Consider the following 17,283-nt stretch of genomic DNA (forward strand, 5'->3'; position numbering starts at 1 on the left):
TTTGTCGCCCATCGATGCAGCCAACATGCTGGAACCTCTCAACCCAGGAGGATTCACCATGAGCAACTCCATCCGCGAACGCGTGCAAGCCCTCGGCCTGACCCTGCCCACGCCCGGCCAGCCGATCGCCAACTACATCAACTATGTGGTTAGCGGGAACCAACTGTTCGTTTCCGGGCAAATCCCGCTGGTGGACGGCAACCCTGCCTACGTCGGCCGCCTGGGCGAATCCCTCAGCGATGAAGAAGGCGCCCAGGCCGCAGAGTTGGCCGCATTGGGCCTGCTGGGGCAATTGAGCCACGCCTTGGGCGATGACTTGTCGCGTCTGGTGCGCACCGTGCGCTTGGGCGTCTTCATCGCCAGCAGCGGCGACTTCCAGCGTCAGAGCGTGGTCGCCAATGGCGCTTCGAACCTGGTGGTCAACGCCCTGGGCGACAAGGGCCGCCATGTGCGGACCGCCGTGGGGGTGTCCAGCCTGCCGGCCGGGGTTGCGGTGGAGGTGGACGGGATTTTCGAGTTACTGCCGTGAGCCCGCTGGAAGTCCAGCACCTGCGCGACGACACGCCCGGCTGCCAATCCGGCATCGTGCACTTCAACCACGCCGGTGCGTCCCTGCCGAGCCAGGCGACCCTCGATGCCATCATCGACCAACTTCAACGTGAAGCCCGTGATGGCCCGATGGAAGCCGGTGAACATGGCGCCGTACTGGTGGAAAAAGCCCGTCGCGCAGCCGGGCAATTGCTCAACGCGCCGGCGTCCTCGATTGCCTTCACCAGCAGCGGCTCGACCGCCTGGAGCATGGCGTTCCAGGCCTTGGGCCCGTGGCAACCGGGTGATCGCATTCTGGTGGGCCGCCATGAATGGGGCGGCAACCTGGCGAGCATGCAGGTGGCATTGCAAGCCGGCGCACAGGTGGAAGTGATCCCCTGCGATGAAACTGGCGCGGTGTGCCCACAGGCGCTGGACGCCATGATCGACGCGCGCGTAAAGCTGATCGACCTGACCTGGCTGCCGGCCAACGGCGGCCTGATCAACCCGGCCCAGGCCATCGGTGAAGTGGCCCGGCGCCACGGCATCGCCTACTTCATCGACGCCGGCCAGGCCGTCGGCCAGTTGCCGGTGGATGTACAGGCCTTGCACTGCGATGTGCTCAAGTCGGCCGGTCGCAAACACCTGCGCGGGCCACGGGGCACGGCGCTGTTGTATGTGCGGCCGGATTTTCTCCCGCGCTTGAACCCGGCCCAGCGCGATGTGCTCTCCGCGCCTTGGACCGAGGAAGGTTTCGACCTGCGCGACGATGCCCGACGCTTTGAAACCAGCGAAGCCTCCTACGCCCTGTTGGCCGGATTGGGCAATGCGTTACAAGAAGCCAATCGACTGGGGGTGGAACGGACGTGGGAAAGGGTTCTGCACATCAGTGGGCACATTCGCGAAGCGTTGCGCGAGATGCCAGGGATTTCCCTGCATGACCTGGGCACGCAGCATTCAGGGCTGATCGCCTTCAACCTGGACGGCTGGGACGCCTTTGAACTCAAGCGACGGCTGGGGCTCAAGCGCATCAACATTGGCGCCAACGGTGTGGCCTACACCCCGCTGGACATGCAGGCGCGGGGCCTTGCCAGCATTGCGCGAATTTCCGTCAGCCCACTCAACACCGAAAACGACGTTGAATTGTTGATGGCGGCGCTGCGGGAGCTGCGCGATTAAATCTCGATGTCCACCCACAGGCCCTGGCGCGGCGCATCTTCAATCAGCGGCACCACCGGCACGGTGTTGTCGGCGTTAAGCACATCGCCGGGGATTGCCAGGTGCGCCTCGGGGTCTTCGTCGGCTTCACGCCGGCGCTTCTGCTGCTCCTGCTGGCGGCGTTGTTCTTCGCGCAGCAGAAAGGTCGACTGCTCGGCATCGCCCTTTTTCAGGTCGATCGTGCTTTCGTTGGAGCCCGCCTGGACTGGCACCACGGGCGGGATATCCGGCTTCTGGCGCACCGGATCGAGTTGTGACGTGACCGGCACAACGCTGACGGGCAGCATGGGTGGCAGCATAAGGTTTGTTCTCCTGATCAACAGGCTGTCGGCGGGTTGCAGGGCGACTTGAGCATAGGCTCGCCAAGCTGTGACTCAGTCGACACTTGCAAGTGCCCGCCACCCGTCGATTCGACTCCCGGTTGCCCATTCAAACGGAGTAGTTTTTGCCAGAGTCCTTTGGATGAGGGCCTTGTTCCGTTAAGATAGTCGGCTTTTTCACGGCGGGAGTCAGGCAGCATGGCGCAGCAGTATCAACCGGGGCAACGCTGGATTAGTGACAGCGAAGCAGAGCTGGGGTTAGGCACCGTTCTGGCACAGGACGGCCGCTTGTTGACCGTGCTCTATCCGGCCACTGGCGACACGCGCCAGTACGCGCTACGGAATGCGCCCCTCACCCGCGTGCGGTTCTCGCCGGGTGACACCATTACCCATTTCGAAGGCTGGAAAATGACCGTCCAGGAAGTCGACGACGTCGACGGCCTGCTGGTGTACCACGGCCTCAATGGGCAGAACGAGCAGGTCACCCTGCCGGAAACCCAACTCTCCAACTTCATCCAGTTCCGCTTGGCCAGCGACCGCCTGTTCGCCGGGCAGATCGACCCGCTGGCCTGGTTCTCCCTGCGCTACCACACCCTGGAACACACCAGCCGCCAATTGCAGTCCTCGCTGTGGGGCCTGGGTGGCGTGCGTGCACAACCCATTGCTCACCAACTGCACATTGCCCGTGAAGTCGCCGACCGTATCGCGCCACGGGTATTGCTGGCTGACGAAGTAGGCCTGGGCAAGACCATCGAAGCCGGTCTGGTGATCCACCGCCAACTGCTGTCGGGCCGCGCCAACCGCGTGCTGATCCTGGTGCCGGAAAACCTGCAGCACCAGTGGCTGGTGGAAATGCGCCGCCGCTTCAACCTGCAAGTGGCCCTGTTCGACGAAGAACGCTTCATCGAAAGCGATGCCACCAACCCGTTCGAAGACACCCAGCTCGCCCTCGTGGCCCTGGAGTGGCTGGTGGACGACGAGAAAGCCCAGGATGCGCTGTTCGCCGCCGGCTGGGACCTGCTGGTGGTCGACGAAGCCCACCATCTGGTGTGGCATGAAGACAAGGTCAGCCCGGAATACGCGCTGGTCGAGCAACTGGCCGAAGTGATTCCCGGCGTCCTGTTGCTCACCGCCACCCCGGAACAACTGGGCCAGGACAGCCACTTTGCGCGCCTGCGCCTGCTGGACCCGAACCGTTTCCATGACCTGGCCGCCTTCCGCGCCGAGAGCGAGAACTATCGCCCGGTGGCCGAAGCCGTGCAGGAGCTGCTGGACAAGGGCCGCCTGTCGCCGGCCGCCCACAAGACCATTCAGGGTTTCCTCGGTGACGAAGGCGAAGCCCTGCTCACCGCCGTCAACGATGGCGACACCGAAGCCAGTGCACGCCTGGTGCGCGAGCTGCTCGACCGCCACGGCACCGGCCGCGTGCTGTTCCGCAACACCCGCGCCGCGGTGCAAGGCTTCCCGGAGCGCAAGCTGCACGCCTACCCGCTGCCGAACCCGGACGAATACCTCGAGTTGCCGCTGGGCGAACACGCCGAGCTGTACCCAGAAGTCAGCTTCCAGTCCCAGCCGGACATCGAAGAAGAAAACCGCTGGTGGCGCTTCGACCCGCGCGTCGAGTGGCTGATCGACCAGCTGAAAATGCTCAAGCGCACCAAGGTCCTGGTGATCTGCGCCCACGCCGAAACCGCCATGGACCTGGAAGACGCCCTGCGCGTGCGCTCTGGCATCCCGGCCACGGTGTTCCACGAGGGCATGAACATCCTTGAGCGTGACCGCGCCGCCGCCTACTTCGCAGACGAAGAATTCGGCGCCCAGGTGCTGATCTGCTCCGAGATCGGCAGTGAAGGTCGCAACTTCCAGTTCTCCCACCACCTGGTGCTGTTCGACCTGCCGTCCCACCCGGACCTGCTGGAGCAACGCATCGGCCGTCTGGACCGGATCGGCCAGAAACACGTGATCGAACTGCACGTGCCGTACCTGGAAACCAGCCCGCAAGAGCGTCTGTTCCAGTGGTACAACGAGGCACTCAACGCCTTCCTCAACACCTGCCCGACCGGCAACGCCCTGCAGCATCAGTTCGGCCCGCGCCTGCTGCCGCTGCTGGAAAACGCCGACGACGGCGAGTGGCAAGCCCTGATCGACGAAGCCCGTGCCGAGCGCGAGCGCCTGGAAGAAGAGCTGCACACCGGCCGCGACCGCCTGCTGGAGCTCAACTCCGGTGGTGCCGGTGAAGGCGATGCGCTGGTGGAAGACATCCTTGAGCAAGACGACCAGTTCGCCCTGCCGATCTACATGGAAACCCTGTTCGACGCCTTTGGCATCGACAGCGAAGACCATTCGGAAAACGCGCTGATCCTCAAGCCGAGCGAAAAAATGCTCGACGCCAGCTTCCCCCTGGGCGACGACGAAGGTGTGACCATCACCTACGACCGCAACCAGGCGCTGTCGCGCGAAGACATGCAGTTCATCACCTGGGAACACCCAATGGTGCAGGGCGGCATGGACCTGGTGCTGTCCGGCTCCATGGGCAACACCGCCGTGGCGCTGATCAAGAACAAGGCGCTCAAGCCGGGCACCGTGTTGCTGGAACTGCTCTACGTCAGCGAAGTGGTTGCCCCACGTTCGCTGCAGTTGGGCCGCTACCTGCCACCGGCTGCGCTGCGTTGCCTGCTGGATACCAATGGCAACGACCTGTCGAGCCGTGTGTCCTTCGTGACCCTCAACGACCAGCTCGAAAGCGTGCCACGGGCCAGCGCCAACAAGTTCATCCAGGCCCAGCGCGATCAGCTGACGCCACGGATCAACGCCGGTGAGGACAAGGTCACCCCGCAACACGCCGAGCGCGTGGCCGAGGCCAAACGTCGCCTGGCCGCAGACACCGACGAAGAGCTGGCGCGCCTGACCGCGTTGCAAGCGGTCAACCCGACCGTGCGTGACAGTGAGCTGGTGGCGTTGCGTAATCAGCGTGAGCAAGGTTTGGCGATGCTGGATAAGGCGGCGTTGCGACTGGAAGCGATTCGAGTGTTGGTCGCGGGTTGATCACTGCACTGCCCTGCTAAAAACAAGGCCCGCGCAATGCGGGCCTTTTTTATTGGCCTTCAGGGCCTCATCGCAGGCAAGCCAGCTCCCACATTTTGAATCGCGAACACATTCAACTGTTGGAGCTGGCTTGCCTGCGATGGCGTCATCTCGGTCTCAAGCCGGAACCCCCTCAGCCGGCACCTCCACAGCCCCCAACCCTTCCTTCATCTTCTTGGCATCGCGTACAAAACTGCGCGACGCCTGGAACAGAAACAGCATGGTCAAGAACAGCGCCACCGGAATCAGGTACATGGCATCATGCAACCCCACCGCTTTATAGGCCTCGGTCATCTGCTCCGCCCCCGCCGCATACATCGCCGAATGGGCAAAATGATCGGACAAGCCGCCGACGACAATCGGCCCCATGCCACCGCCCAACAGGTACAAGCCAGCAAAGAACAGCGCCATCGCCGTCGCCCGCAGGCGCGGTTCCACCACGTCCTGGATCGCCGTGTACACGCAGGTGTAGAAGTTATAAGCAAACAGCCAGCCCACACTGAACAACGCCACGAACACACCGATCTCGATGCGCCCGGCGTGCAACGCCCAGGCAGTGGTGACGGTGGAGATGATCAGGCTGAATGCGGCAAACAACAGTCGTCCATTGGCGACGCGCTGGTGGATCTTGTCGGCTATCCAACCGCCCAGGGTCAGGCCCACCAGGCCGGTGATGCCGACGATGACACCGGTGGCCACCGCCGCGTCCTGCAACAGCAGCAGGAAATAACGTTGCAGCATCGGCACCAGGAACGAGTTGCACGCATAGGTGGCGAAGTTGAAGCACAACCCGGCCAGCACCAGCCAGAGGAACGTCGGCACCGCGAGCACGCGGCGGATCGGGCGGTCGACGCGCTCTTGGGAAACTTGCACGGTTTCGGCCGCGCCACGCTTGGGCTCCTTGATGTAGAACATGAACACCGCGAGGATCAGCCCCGGTACCGCCGCGATAAAGAACGGCGCTCGCCAGCTGTCGAACGCCTTGACCATCGCGCCGATGGTGAAGAATGCCAGCAGCAGGCCCAGGGGCAGGCCGAGCATGAAAATTCCCATGGCCCGGGCGCGACGATGGGCCGGGAACAGATCGCCAATCAGCGAATTGGCGGCCGGCGCGTAGCTGGCCTCGCCAATGCCGATGCCCATGCGCACCAGCAGGAACGTCCAGAAACTGCCGACCATGCCATTGACCGCCGTCAGCCCGCTCCAGGCGAACAGGCCCCAGCCCATCAGCTTGCTGCGCGAGCCAGTGTCGGCCAGGCGCCCGAGGGGCAGGCCGGCAATGGCGTAAACGATGGTGAAAGCGGTGCCGATGATGCCGAGCTGGAAGTCGCTCAGGTGCCATTCCATGCGGATGGGTTCGATGATGATCGCCGGGATGGTGCGATCGAAGAAGTTGAACAGGTTGGCGAGGAACAGCAGGAACAGAATGCGCCAGGCATTCGCCGCTTGGGTCGAGTTCTGCATGGGTCCGTCTCTTTTATTGTTATGAGAGCTGCGATGCCCGATGCATCCTGCCCGGTACCTGCAACATAGTCAGGCGGGCTCCGGTTGTCTGTAATGATTCGTAAAGCTGATAGGGCATGATTTCACCCGGCAGCGCGGGACTTCGCCTACAAAAATATAAGTTCCTGCCCCCCTTCCCAACGGCCATGGCCCGGATAGAATGGCGAGCCTTCCGTATCCCCCCAATCCTACTTTTCTTATCGATGACGCCCATGTCCGAAGCCAGTCCGTGTCTGAATTGCGGTGCCTGCTGTTCACACTTTCGTGTGTCTTTCTTCTGGGGTGAGTGCGCCTCATCGGGGGGCACGGTGCCCGATGACTTGGTGGTGCAGATCAACCCCACCCGTGTGGCAATGATCGGCACCGACCAGAAGCCCGCCCGCTGCTGCAGCCTTGAAGGAGAAGTGGGCAAAAGCACCCGTTGCTCGATTTACGAGCTGCGCTCGAGCCCTTGCCGCGAATTCGATGCGTCCTGGAGCCAAGGCGAGCAGAACGTCGACTGCGATGCAGCCCGCGCCGCCTTTGGCCTGGCGCCCCTGGAAGCGCCATTCGAGATCGAGCTGCCCATCAGCGCTTAGCATCAAACGCTATGGCCAGCATGCCAAAATCGTTGAGAGCAAAGTGCCATTATCCATGGCAAACCCCGTGAGGCTTCTATACTCGAAGGCGTAGGTCATCGCCGTAGGCAATGACGTAATGACGCTATGACGGGACATGCTATGGAATGGCTTGGTCTGCATTTTTTTACCGACCTTCCAGACAACGGGCACTTATTACTCAATTGCAGTCATAACCCCTTTCTGGTGCTACTGGCCTATCTGGTCGCGTGTGCGGCCGGGTTCGGCACGCTGGACATGGCCGAACGAGTCGGCCATGTGGAAGACCCCACCGCCCGCCGCCATTGGCGCTGGCTGGGTGCGGGGTGCCTCGCCGGGGGGATCTGGTCGACTCACTTCATCAGCATGCTGGCCTTCCAGGCGCCGATCGCCATTCATTACGAATTGCTCATGACGTTCGCCTCGCTGCTGATCGCCCTGATCGCATCGCTGTTTGCCATGCAAACCCTCAGTCACGCCCAGCTCAAGTTCCATCAGTACCTGCTGGCCTCGGTGTGGATGGGGCTTGGTATCGCCTTGATGCATTACGTCGGCATGTCGGCGATGCGCTCCCAGGCCCAGGTGTATTTCGAGTCGGGACTGTTCATGGCCTCGGTCGGCATTGCGATTGGCGCAAGCCTGGCGGCGTTGCTGCTGTCCAGCTACCTGCGCAACGGCTCTGGTGTGTTTCACCAGTTGCTCAAATACGCCGCCAGCCTGGTGCTGGGCGCAGGCATCCTGAGCATGCACTTCACCGGCATGGCCGCCATGCAAATGCTGGTGCCCAATGGCGCCGACCTGTCGTTGCCGGTGGACAACAACCCCATTCAACTCGGCCTGTCGGTGGCGGTGATCACCTTGCTGGTGATCGGCAGCAGCGTCAGTGCCGCCCTGGCGGACAAGAAGCTGCAGCACAAGGAGCGCGACCTGCGCCGGGTGAACGCCCTGCTCAGTGAACTCGATCAGGCGCGGGCCTCGCTGCAGCAGGTGGCGCACTTCGATGCGCTGACCAGCCTGCTCAACCGTCGCGGTTTCAATCAGATCTTCGCGGAAAAACTCGCCGAAAAAACCGCCTCACACGGCATGATGGCGGTCATCTTCCTCGATATAGACCACTTCAAGCGCATCAACGACAGCCTTGGCCACGACGCCGGTGACCAACTGCTCACCGTGCTGGCCGGGCATATCAAGGGCTCAGTGCGCAGCCATGAAGACGTGGTCGCGCGCTTTGGCGGGGATGAGTTCTGCATTCTGATCAGCATCCACCATCGCGATGAAGCGCGGCACCTGGCCCAGCGCATCATGCAAAGGATGAAAGACCCCATCGAACTGGCGGGACGGCGCATGGTGATGACCACCAGCATCGGCATCAGCCTGTTCCCCGATGACGGCCTGACCTGCGAAGAGCTGCTGAAAACCGCAGACCTGGCGCTGTATCAATCCAAGGACACCGGGCGCAACAGCCTGAACTTCTTCAGCTCCAATCTGAAAACCCGCGCCTTTCTCGAACTGCAATTGGAAGAAGAGCTGCGCGCAGCCCTGCGTTCACGCAATGAGTTGGTGCTGTTCTACCAGCCAATCTTTGACATGAAACTGGGCAAGGTGACCCGCCTGGAAGCGCTGGTGCGCTGGCAGCATCCGCAACACGGCTTGCTCGCCCCGGACCGCTTCATCGGCATCGCCGAAAGCAACGGACTGATTGCCGAACTGGATCACTGGGTGTTGCGCCAGGCCTGCCACGACTTGAGCCTGTTGTCGGATCGCGGTTACACCGAACTGACCATGGCGGTGAACTGCTCGGCCCTGAACCTGGCCCGAGACGAATTGGCCGATGAAATCGAAGACGCCCTGCGCTTCGCCGGTGTCGCCGCCAATCGCCTGGAACTGGAGGTCACCGAAAACGCGTTGATGGGCAATATCAGCAGCACCCTGGCGTTGTTGCGGCAAATTCGCTCGCTGGGCGTGTCACTGGCCATCGACGACTTCGGCACGGGTTATTCCTCCCTGGCCTACCTCAAGCGCCTGCCCCTCAATACCTTGAAGATCGACCGCTCGTTTATCCAGGACATCCCCAAGTCCACCGCCGACATCGAAATCGTCCAGGCCATTATCGGCATGGCCCATACCCTGCACCTGCAAGTCGTCACCGAAGGCGTGGAAACCCAGGCGCAATTCGATTTGCTGCTCAAACATGGTTGCGACTACATCCAAGGCTACCTGCTGAGCCCGGCCGTAGCGGCCAGCGACATCATTGGCGTGATGCAGGGCATCCAGATGCGCAACCCGCTTTACCCCTTCAGCGTGGAAGGCAACAAGGAGGCGCCATCACCCAAGGATCCCTCCCCCACACGGGCAAGCCCCGCCTCGATCGTCAGGCCAATTCGCTGACGCCTAAACTTTGGCATTTAGCCATCATTGGGCTAAAGAACGCCGACGAACGGCCGATTCATCAGAGTCCGGCCAGGATTTCCCGTGAATAATCAGGGTTGAACCCGACTGTCCCGGACTAAGACGCACTGTAAAAGTCGCGAACTCTCATTCAGTGATGGCTCCTCGATTCCTTTCGGCCATCCGTCCAGGTACATGGCGCCCAATGACTTCCAACAATAACTCTGCCACCGTGGTCTCCGACGTGTTGCCGACAGCTCCTGCGGAAAAACCCTCAGGTTCCAAGTCATTGAGCAGCGCCCGTCCTCTGGCGACCCAGCAATACTTGTACTTCACCGAAACCAACACTGATCGCATCCTCGACAACCTCGACGGCCTGCGCGACATGGTGTTCCCGCGCCTGCCCCAGCAGGAAGGCGACGGCGACCCGCGCAATGAACAGGAATTTCCCTCGGTGTGCCTGATCGGCCTGGGCCGTTGCGGCTCCAACATCGCGTTGGACGTGGCGGAACTGGTGTACAACGCGCGCAAGTTCTACCTGAACGAATTCAGCAACGAAGACAAATCGCAAGATAAGGGCTACAGCCCGGCCCAGTGGATCCGCAACAACCTGCGCCTGGGCAGTGGCAAGGCCAGCAAACCGGTGTTCCTGGTGGAACCCCTGGTGATGCTGGGCGACCTGGACAAGGACATCGCCGGGCGTATCCGCTTCTCGCGCAAAGGCGAAAAAAGCGGCTTTTTGCGCGATTACAGCAAGATGAAAATCATGGACCTCTCGGAAGTCCATGCCGGTGGCGCCGGTAACGCGCCGATCCTCGGCCAGTACCTGGCCAAGATCATCCTCAATAAAGATACCCAGCGTTTTTCCAGCCCCGACTGGAAGATGATCCATTCGTACCTGATCGACTCCTGCGGCATCAAGGCCAACCAGTCGCGCCTGTACTTCTCGATCTTCAGTGCCGGCGGCGGTACCGGTTCGGGCATGGCCTCGGAGTTCGGCCTGGCGCAGCAGCACTCGTACATGAACAAGACGTTCGACACCAAGCCCGCCGACGAGCATGACAGCAAGAGCGGCCACGCCTTTGTGTTCGAGCCGATCTTCACCAGCGGCATCTGCGTGCTGCCGAATATTTCCGATCACCGCAGCGAAATGTCCGAGGCGCTGCATATCAACGCCGGGCGACTGCTGTGCAAATACCTGTCGGAAGAATGGGATTTCTCGTACAACTTCGCCAATGAAGACAGCAGCGAAGCCAGCGTGAAGGGGCGTATCCGGCCATGGAACGCCATGATGCTGATCTCCAACGACATCATGCGTTACGCCGAAGAGAGCGATGACGGCAATATCCAGAACATTGACGTCAATGCCATGGAAAAACACGCCAACCAGTACATCTCGCAGCAGATCTTCAACATCCTCACGGCCCAGGCCGTGACCACCGACTACGACCAGAACTATTTCCGGCGTGCCGGCATCGACATCGGCGAAACAATCCGCCTGGATGCCAACGACCTGTTCATGAGCCTGGCCGGCCCGGTCGCCATTGCCTACGCCGAATCCGTGGTACCGGAAACCCCGCCGCCGTCCAACGACAAGTTCAAGGTGTTCGATAAAGAGCCGCAGCGCCTGAACATCGACGACCTGTTCTTCCGCTCCATCGACCTGCCGCACTTCAACAAGGTCACCCAGGCCATCGAGGGCATCAGCCTGTTGCCGATCGAGTCCAAGCGTTACAAGGCCTCCCTGGAGCAATACAAGAATTCCGGCTACGACGCCGCCGCGCTGCACGACCTGCACTTCTTCAAGAACTGCTCGTCGGTGGTGTCGATCGTCTCGCTGCCCAAGGACTACAAGCTGTCCTACATGGACCTGAATCGGCTCAAGACTCACCTCAACAGCCTGTTCCCCAACACCACGCTCAAGCGCTACGCCCTGGTGATCGGCGCGTCGGCCAACCTGTCGCTGACCACGTTGATCGCCAAAAGCCCGTGCCTGTCGGATGATTTCCTGACGCTGATCGTGGCGTTCATCAAACGCTGCTTTGCACGCACCCCGTACCGCTTCGACGACACGCTGGACAACTCGATCCTGGACTTCATCATCCACGAAAACTTTGACGAAGACCGTATCGACGAATTGCTCAACGAGTTCGAAAACCCGGCGAAGATCCTCGATACCAACTGGTACGCGATCAAGCCGATGTATGAGAAGAAGTACCGCGAGCTGATCAACGACAAGGAGAAGTTCGTGTCGATCAATGACATTCGCCTGTCACGGGATTGCGTGAAGAAGTCGATCAAGTACCTGCGCGAGATCTACCGTCACCGGATTGGCAAGACCAAGGTCATTTCCTTGAATAACCATACCGGCAAGACGGCCTAGACCGAGGCGCGCCCTTCGCGAGCAAGCCCGCTCCCCCATTCGACCGCATTCCTGCAGGATGCAGACGGTCAAATGTGGGAGCGGGCTTGCTCGCGAATGCGTTAGTCCAAGCAACAAATATCTACAACTCTGGTACGCTTGGAAACAATTCCTCGACGATTCCAGCACCGCTTCAACTGTTCCCGTGACGCGCACGTCACCCTCGGCTGTGACCTTTCTCTACGGCAAGATGCCATCACCGCTTCAGCGGTTACTCCGCTACACACTTACGGCAGCAAAAAAGACGCACCTTTTTCGTGCAGGCTTTTCTTACGCTGCTCTTTCCTGGATCAGAATCCACGGCGAAACCACCACCGCCCACAGGCTCGGATCGCGCTCCACCAGGTCCAATGCCCGCGTCGCAGACACCTCGCCAAGGCTCCCGGAAGCCAGCCACGCAGCGACTTTGTCGCGGTTGTCCTCGGCCATCCCCTCGGCGGCTTCGATCAAATCCAGGCCGGCGTCGACCCACAATAGGGCACCCTTGGCGAAGAACGGCTCAAGCTCCTTCCAGGATATTTCGGCGGTTTCACCGAGCAGCTTGGCATAGAGGGTGCTAGGTTCTTGCGTCATGGGAATTCACCTTGGGAAAAAATCGGCGCAATCATAACGTCGTGGCTCTTGCAGCAAAACCCAAGGCAGAAAAACCCAGTTGCAAATGAGTCATCGAACGAAAGTGTCAGGAAAGCCAAGGATTGCCCGAAACTCTGGCATCACCCCGCCGCAATTCTGTCTTTTTCTTTCATTAAAGCGACACCCCCGGGTTTTGCCCCCAGCAGCCAGCTTTTCAAGCGATCAACCGGCGCTCTACACTGTACCGGTACAGTTGCCAGGGCACTGCCGGGGGGATATCCGAGATATCTGATCCGGTTCTGCAGCTCACAAGGCCGCTAGAACTATAAAAAATACAACAGTAAGAGTGGAGCACTATGAATAAGGCTACTAAGCAGATTTCCAAACTGTTTGCCGCTATGGTCCTGGCTGGGGTTGCCGGCCATTCGTTCGCAGCCGACACCATCAAGATCGGCATCGCAGGCCCTAAAACCGGTCCTGTGACGCAATACGGCGACATGCAATTCATGGGTGCCAAGCAAGCCATCGCCGACATCAACGCCAAAGGCGGCGTAGATGGCAAGATGCTTGAAGCCAAGGAATACGACGACGCTTGCGATCCTAAACAAGCCGTGGCCGTCGCCAACAAAGTGGTCAACGACGGCGTCAAGTTCGTGGTCGGTCACCTGTGCTCCAGCTCCACTCAGCCAGCGTCGGATATCTATGAAGACGAAGGCGTCATCATGATTACCCCGGCTGCCACCAGCCCGGAAATCACTTCCCGTGGTTACAAACTGGTGTTCCGCACCATCGGCCTGGACAGCGCCCAAGGCCCTGCAGCCGGTAACTACATCGCCGACCACGTGAAGCCAAAAGTCGTTGCGGTCATCCACGACAAACAGCAGTACGGTGAAGGCATCGCCACCGCCGTTAAACAGACCCTCGAGAAGAAAGGCGTGAAAGTTGCCCTCTTCGAAGGCATCAACGCGGGCGACAAAGACTTCGGCTCGCTCATCCAGAAGCTCAAGCAAGCCAACGTCGACTTCGTCTACTACGGCGGCTACCACCCGGAGCTGGGCCTGATCCTGCGCCAAGCCAAGGAAAAAGGCGTGAACGCCAAGTTCATGGGCCCGGAAGGCGTCGGCAACGACTCCATCTCGCAGATCGCCCAGAACGCTTCCGAAGGCCTGCTGGTCACCCTGCCGAAGTCGTTCGACACCGATCCAGCCAACAAGGCAATCGTTGAAGAATTCACCAAGAACAAGCAGGACCCAACCGGTCCGTTCGTGTTCCCGGCCTACTCGGCTGTTGAAGTCATCGCTGGCGGTATCGCTGCCGCGAAGTCCGAAGACACTGCCAAAGTGGCTGCTGCCATCCACGCAGGCACCTTCAAGACCCCAACCGGCGACCTGAGCTTCGACGCCAAGGGCGACCTGAAGGACTTCAAGTTCGTGGTCTACGAATGGCACTTCGGTAAACCAAAAACCGAAGTTTCCCCTCAGTAAGCCAGGCGTTACTGGTCCAACAAGCCCACTGTGAGAGCAGTGGGCTTTGTTTTACGAGGTTTATGGGCCTGACACCCGCGATCCGGGCGCTGGCTCACCTGAAAATCTTAAAACCGTCACCAGCGGTTCGCTGGCAAACGCTTTGTGCAAATGTGCTCATAGAACACAGCACAGGGCCGGAACATGACTCCACCAGTGAAATGCGTATCGGGTTTTTAGGAGCGTTGTAATGCCTGAGATCTATCATTTTTTCCAAACGCTGGTTAACGGGATGACCGTTGGCAGCACCTATGCCTTGATAGCCATTGGCTACACAATGGTTTACGGCATCATTGGAATGATTAACTTCGCCCATGGCGAGGTGTACATGATTGGCTCCTACGTGGCCTTCATCGCCCTTGCCGGGCTGGCCATGATGGGTATCCACTCCCTGCCGCTGTTGATGACTGCTGCGTTCCTTGCATCGATCATCGTGACCAGTGCCTATGGCTACAGTATCGAGCGCGTTGCCTACCGTCCCTTGCGTGGCAGCAACCGTTTGATCCCGCTGATTTCCGCCATCGGCATGTCGATCTTCCTGCAGAACACTGTATTGCTGTCCCAGGACTCCAAGGACAAGTCCATTCCCAACCTGATTCCGGGGAGCTTCTCCTTCGGCCCAGGTGGCGCACAAGAAGTGCTGATTTCGTACATGCAGGTCCTCGTTTTCGTCGTCACCCTGGTGGCGATGCTGGGCCTGACGCTGTTCATCTCCCGCTCCCGTCTGGGGCGCGCCTGCCGGGCCTGCGCCGAAGACATCAAGATGGCCAACCTGTTGGGCATCAACACCAATAACATCATCGCCCTGACCTTCGTGATCGGTGCTGCGCTGGCCGCCGTCGCGGCAGTGCTGCTGAGCATGCAGTACGGCGTGATCAACCCCAACGCCGGCTTCCTGGTAGGCCTCAAGGCCTTTACCGCGGCGGTATTGGGCGGCATCGGCAGTATCCCGGGCGCGATGCTCGGTGGCCTGGTGCTGGGTGTGGCCGAAGCGTTCGGCGCCGATATTTTCGGAGACCAATACAAGGACGTCGTGGCGTTCGGCCTGTTGGTTCTGGTGCTGTTGTTCCGTCCGACCGGCATCCTGGGCCGTCCGGAGGTTGAGAAAGTATGAGCAGATATCTTAAATCGGCGTTTTTCAGCGCCTTGCTGGTATGGGCCGTGGCCTTCCCGGTACTCGGCCTCAAGCTGAGCATTGTGGGCATCAACCTTGAAGTGCATGGCACAGGTCCCGTGACCCTGACCGTCATCGCCCTGTGTTCGGTGCTGATGTTCCTGCGCGTGTTGTTCAGCGATCAGTTCAATGCCTTGCTCAAGAGCAACCGTGGCCCGTTGGTATCGCCCAAGGTCAGCCAATTCCTGACCCTGCCGCGCACCCAGCGCTACATCATCATCGCGTTGATCATCGCGGCGTTGATCTGGCCGTTCTTCGGCTCGCGCGGCGCAGTCGACATTGCCACCCTGATCCTGATCTACGTGTTGCTGGGCCTGGGCCTGAACATCGTGGTGGGCCTGGCTGGCCTGCTTGACCTGGGTTATGTGGGCTTCTACGCGGTGGGTGCCTACACCTACGCGCTGCTGTCGCATTACCTGGGCTGGAGCTTCTGGATCTGCCTGCCGCTGGCCGGTATGGCGGCGGCCACGTTCGGCTTCCTGCTGGGCTTCCCGGTACTGCGCTTGCGCGGTGACTATCTGGCGATCGTGACCCTGGGCTTCGGTGAAATCATCCGACTGTTCCTGCGTAACCTCACCGATATCACTGGCGGCCCCAACGGTATCAGCAGCATCCCCAAGCCAACGTTCTTCGGGCTGTCGTTCGACCGTAGCGCTGCTGAAGGCATGCAGACCTTCCACGAGTACTTCGGGATCGACTACAACCCGGTGAGCAAAGTGGTGTTCCTGTACCTGGTGGCGCTGTTGCTGGCGCTGGCGGCCTTGTTCGTGATCAACCGCCTGCTGCGCATGCCGATCGGTCGTGCGTGGGAAGCGTTGCGCGAAGATGAAATTGCCTGCCGTGCCCTGGGCTTGAACCCGACCATCATCAAACTCTCCGCGTTCACCCTGGGCGCCGCGTTCGCCGGTTTCGCCGGCAGCTTCTTCGCCGCTCGCCAAGGCCTGGTGACACCGGAGTCATTCACCTTCATCGAATCGGCGATCATCCTCGCCATCGTGGTACTGGGTGGCATGGGCTCGCAGCTGGGCGTGATCCTGGCGGCCATCGTGATGATCCTGCTGCCAGAAATGATGCGTGAGTTCAGCGAATACCGCATGTTGATGTTCGGCGCCATGATGGTGCTGATGATGATCTGGCGTCCTCAAGGCCTGCTGCCCATGCAACGTCCACACATGGAGCTGCGCAAATGAGCCGCGAGATCCTGAAAGTCGAAAACTTGAGCATGCGCTTCGGCGGCTTGCTGGCGGTCAATGGCGTGGCCCTGACCGTGAAAGAAAAACAAGTGGTTGCCTTGATCGGCCCTAACGGCGCCGGCAAGACCACCGTGTTCAACTGCCTCACCGGTTTCTACAAGCCAAGCGGCGGCAGCATCCTGCTGGACGGCCAGCCGATCCAGGGCCTGGCCGGTCACGAGATCGCCCGCAAGGGCGTGGTGCGTACGTTCCAGAACGTGCGGTTGTTCAAGGACATGACGGCGGTCGAGAACCTGCTGATCGCCCAGCACCGTCACTTGAACACCAACTTCTTCGCCGGCCTGTTCAAGACCCCTTCGTTCCGCAAAAGCGAACGCGAGGCCATGGAATACGCAGAGTACTGGCTCGACAAGGTCAACCTGACCGAGTTCGCCAACCGCCCTGCTGGCACCTTGGCCTATGGTCAGCAACGCCGCCTCGAAATCGCCCGCTGCATGATGACCCGCCCGCGGATCCTCATGCTCGACGAACCGGCTGCCGGCCTGAACCCCAAGGAAACCGAAGACCTCAAGGCGCTGATCAGCGTGTTGCGTGAGGAAAACAACGCCACGGTGCTGTTGATCGAACACGACATGAAACTGGTCATGAGCATTTCCGACCACATCGTGGTGATCAACCAGGGCACGCCACTGGCAGACGGGACGCCGGAGCAGATCCGCGACAATCCTGACGTGATCAAAGCCTATCTGGGGGAAGCGTAA

Annotated in this window: 13 protein-coding genes; 10 read left to right on the forward strand and 3 right to left on the reverse strand. The window is 60.5% G+C overall.

Annotated features, from left to right (window positions below; all coding sequences use genetic code 11):
* The first annotated feature begins 58 nt into the window (after positions 1–58).
* Complete coding sequence (locus tag M2394_RS04475; RefSeq protein ID WP_259171771.1) at positions 59–529, forward strand: RidA family protein; 471 nt, start codon at positions 59–61, stop codon at positions 527–529.
* Positions 526–1,707, forward strand: a complete 1,182-nt coding sequence (locus M2394_RS04480; protein ID WP_178925698.1) for an aminotransferase class V-fold PLP-dependent enzyme — start codon at positions 526–528, stop codon at positions 1,705–1,707. The genes M2394_RS04475 and M2394_RS04480 overlap by 4 nt, the downstream gene beginning before the upstream one ends.
* Here M2394_RS04480 and M2394_RS04485 read toward each other — a convergent pair.
* A complete protein-coding gene (locus M2394_RS04485; protein ID WP_176994760.1) occupies positions 1,704–2,045 on the reverse strand; it encodes an aspartate-semialdehyde dehydrogenase in 342 nt (113 codons plus the stop codon). The genes M2394_RS04480 and M2394_RS04485 overlap by 4 nt on opposite strands.
* 219 nt (positions 2,046–2,264) lie before the next feature.
* On the opposite strand from M2394_RS04485, the gene rapA reads away from it, so the two are divergent.
* Positions 2,265–5,111, forward strand: a complete 2,847-nt coding sequence (rapA, locus tag M2394_RS04490) for an RNA polymerase-associated protein RapA (protein ID WP_178925699.1) — start codon at positions 2,265–2,267, stop codon at positions 5,109–5,111.
* A 156-nt stretch (positions 5,112–5,267) separates the two neighbouring features.
* Here rapA and M2394_RS04495 read toward each other — a convergent pair whose 3' ends face one another.
* Entirely contained in the window at positions 5,268–6,614 is a 1,347-nt protein-coding gene (locus M2394_RS04495) for an MFS transporter (protein WP_259171772.1), read from the reverse strand.
* Between the two features lie 251 nt (positions 6,615–6,865).
* On the opposite strand from M2394_RS04495, the gene M2394_RS04500 reads away from it, so the two are divergent.
* The 3 genes from M2394_RS04500 (at position 6,866) to M2394_RS04510 (ending at position 12,020) form a co-directional block, all read left to right on the forward strand.
* Positions 6,866–7,231 carry a YkgJ family cysteine cluster protein gene (locus M2394_RS04500; RefSeq protein WP_178925701.1) on the forward strand — a complete coding sequence of 122 codons (366 nt, stop codon included), beginning with the start codon at positions 6,866–6,868 and terminating at the stop codon, positions 7,229–7,231.
* A gap of 141 nt (positions 7,232–7,372) precedes the next feature.
* Positions 7,373–9,637: a bifunctional diguanylate cyclase/phosphodiesterase gene (locus tag M2394_RS04505; RefSeq protein ID WP_178925702.1), complete on the forward strand. Its 2,265-nt coding sequence runs from the start codon at positions 7,373–7,375 to the stop codon at positions 9,635–9,637.
* A 205-nt stretch (positions 9,638–9,842) separates the two neighbouring features.
* Positions 9,843–12,020 (forward strand): hypothetical protein, encoded by a 2,178-nt coding sequence (locus M2394_RS04510; RefSeq protein WP_259171773.1) that lies wholly within the window; start codon positions 9,843–9,845, stop codon positions 12,018–12,020.
* A 309-nt stretch (positions 12,021–12,329) separates the two neighbouring features.
* On the opposite strand, the gene M2394_RS04515 is transcribed toward M2394_RS04510, so the two are convergent.
* Positions 12,330–12,632: a DUF2288 domain-containing protein gene (locus M2394_RS04515; protein ID WP_017735930.1), complete on the reverse strand. Its 303-nt coding sequence runs from the start codon at positions 12,630–12,632 to the stop codon at positions 12,330–12,332.
* 356 nt (positions 12,633–12,988) lie between these two features.
* Here M2394_RS04515 and M2394_RS04520 point away from each other — a divergent pair, with 356 nt between their 5' ends.
* From M2394_RS04520 to livG, 4 genes are all read left to right on the forward strand, one after another.
* The gene (locus M2394_RS04520; RefSeq protein WP_058425228.1) at positions 12,989–14,116 is read left to right on the forward strand and encodes a branched-chain amino acid ABC transporter substrate-binding protein; all 1,128 of its coding nucleotides are present in this window, start codon (positions 12,989–12,991) and stop codon (positions 14,114–14,116) included.
* A gap of 229 nt (positions 14,117–14,345) precedes the next feature.
* Positions 14,346–15,269: a high-affinity branched-chain amino acid ABC transporter permease LivH gene (gene livH / locus M2394_RS04525; protein ID WP_025855194.1), complete on the forward strand. Its 924-nt coding sequence runs from the start codon at positions 14,346–14,348 to the stop codon at positions 15,267–15,269.
* Positions 15,266–16,519: a high-affinity branched-chain amino acid ABC transporter permease LivM gene (locus tag M2394_RS04530; RefSeq protein WP_058425230.1), complete on the forward strand. Its 1,254-nt coding sequence runs from the start codon at positions 15,266–15,268 to the stop codon at positions 16,517–16,519. Before livH ends, M2394_RS04530 begins: the two co-directional genes overlap by 4 nt.
* Entirely contained in the window at positions 16,516–17,283 is a 768-nt protein-coding gene (livG, locus tag M2394_RS04535; RefSeq protein WP_178925704.1) for a high-affinity branched-chain amino acid ABC transporter ATP-binding protein LivG, read from the forward strand. Before M2394_RS04530 ends, livG begins: the two co-directional genes overlap by 4 nt.

The sequence above is a fragment of the Pseudomonas sp. BIGb0164 genome (assembly GCF_024810135.1).
Classification (GTDB): Bacteria; Pseudomonadota; Gammaproteobacteria; order Pseudomonadales; family Pseudomonadaceae; genus Aquipseudomonas.

Excerpts from the sequence above, each read along its gene's own strand:
- M2394_RS04520 (WP_058425228.1), top strand. The coding sequence starts at position 12,989 with ATGAATAAGGCTACTAAGCAGATTTCCAAACTGTTTGCCGCTATGGTC.
- livH (WP_025855194.1), top strand. The coding sequence starts at position 14,346 with ATGCCTGAGATCTATCATTTTTTCCAAACGCTGGTTAACGGGATGACC.
- M2394_RS04515 (WP_017735930.1), bottom strand. The coding sequence starts at position 12,632 with ATGACGCAAGAACCTAGCACCCTCTATGCCAAGCTGCTCGGTGAAACC.
- M2394_RS04505 (WP_178925702.1), top strand. The coding sequence starts at position 7,373 with ATGGAATGGCTTGGTCTGCATTTTTTTACCGACCTTCCAGACAACGGG.
- M2394_RS04510 (WP_259171773.1), top strand. The coding sequence starts at position 9,843 with ATGACTTCCAACAATAACTCTGCCACCGTGGTCTCCGACGTGTTGCCG.
- M2394_RS04495 (WP_259171772.1), bottom strand. The coding sequence starts at position 6,614 with ATGCAGAACTCGACCCAAGCGGCGAATGCCTGGCGCATTCTGTTCCTG.
- M2394_RS04500 (WP_178925701.1), top strand. The coding sequence starts at position 6,866 with ATGTCCGAAGCCAGTCCGTGTCTGAATTGCGGTGCCTGCTGTTCACAC.
- M2394_RS04475 (WP_259171771.1), top strand. The coding sequence starts at position 59 with ATGAGCAACTCCATCCGCGAACGCGTGCAAGCCCTCGGCCTGACCCTG.
- M2394_RS04485 (WP_176994760.1), bottom strand. The coding sequence starts at position 2,045 with ATGCTGCCACCCATGCTGCCCGTCAGCGTTGTGCCGGTCACGTCACAA.
- rapA (WP_178925699.1), top strand. The coding sequence starts at position 2,265 with ATGGCGCAGCAGTATCAACCGGGGCAACGCTGGATTAGTGACAGCGAA.
- livG (WP_178925704.1), top strand. The coding sequence starts at position 16,516 with ATGAGCCGCGAGATCCTGAAAGTCGAAAACTTGAGCATGCGCTTCGGC.
- M2394_RS04530 (WP_058425230.1), top strand. The coding sequence starts at position 15,266 with ATGAGCAGATATCTTAAATCGGCGTTTTTCAGCGCCTTGCTGGTATGG.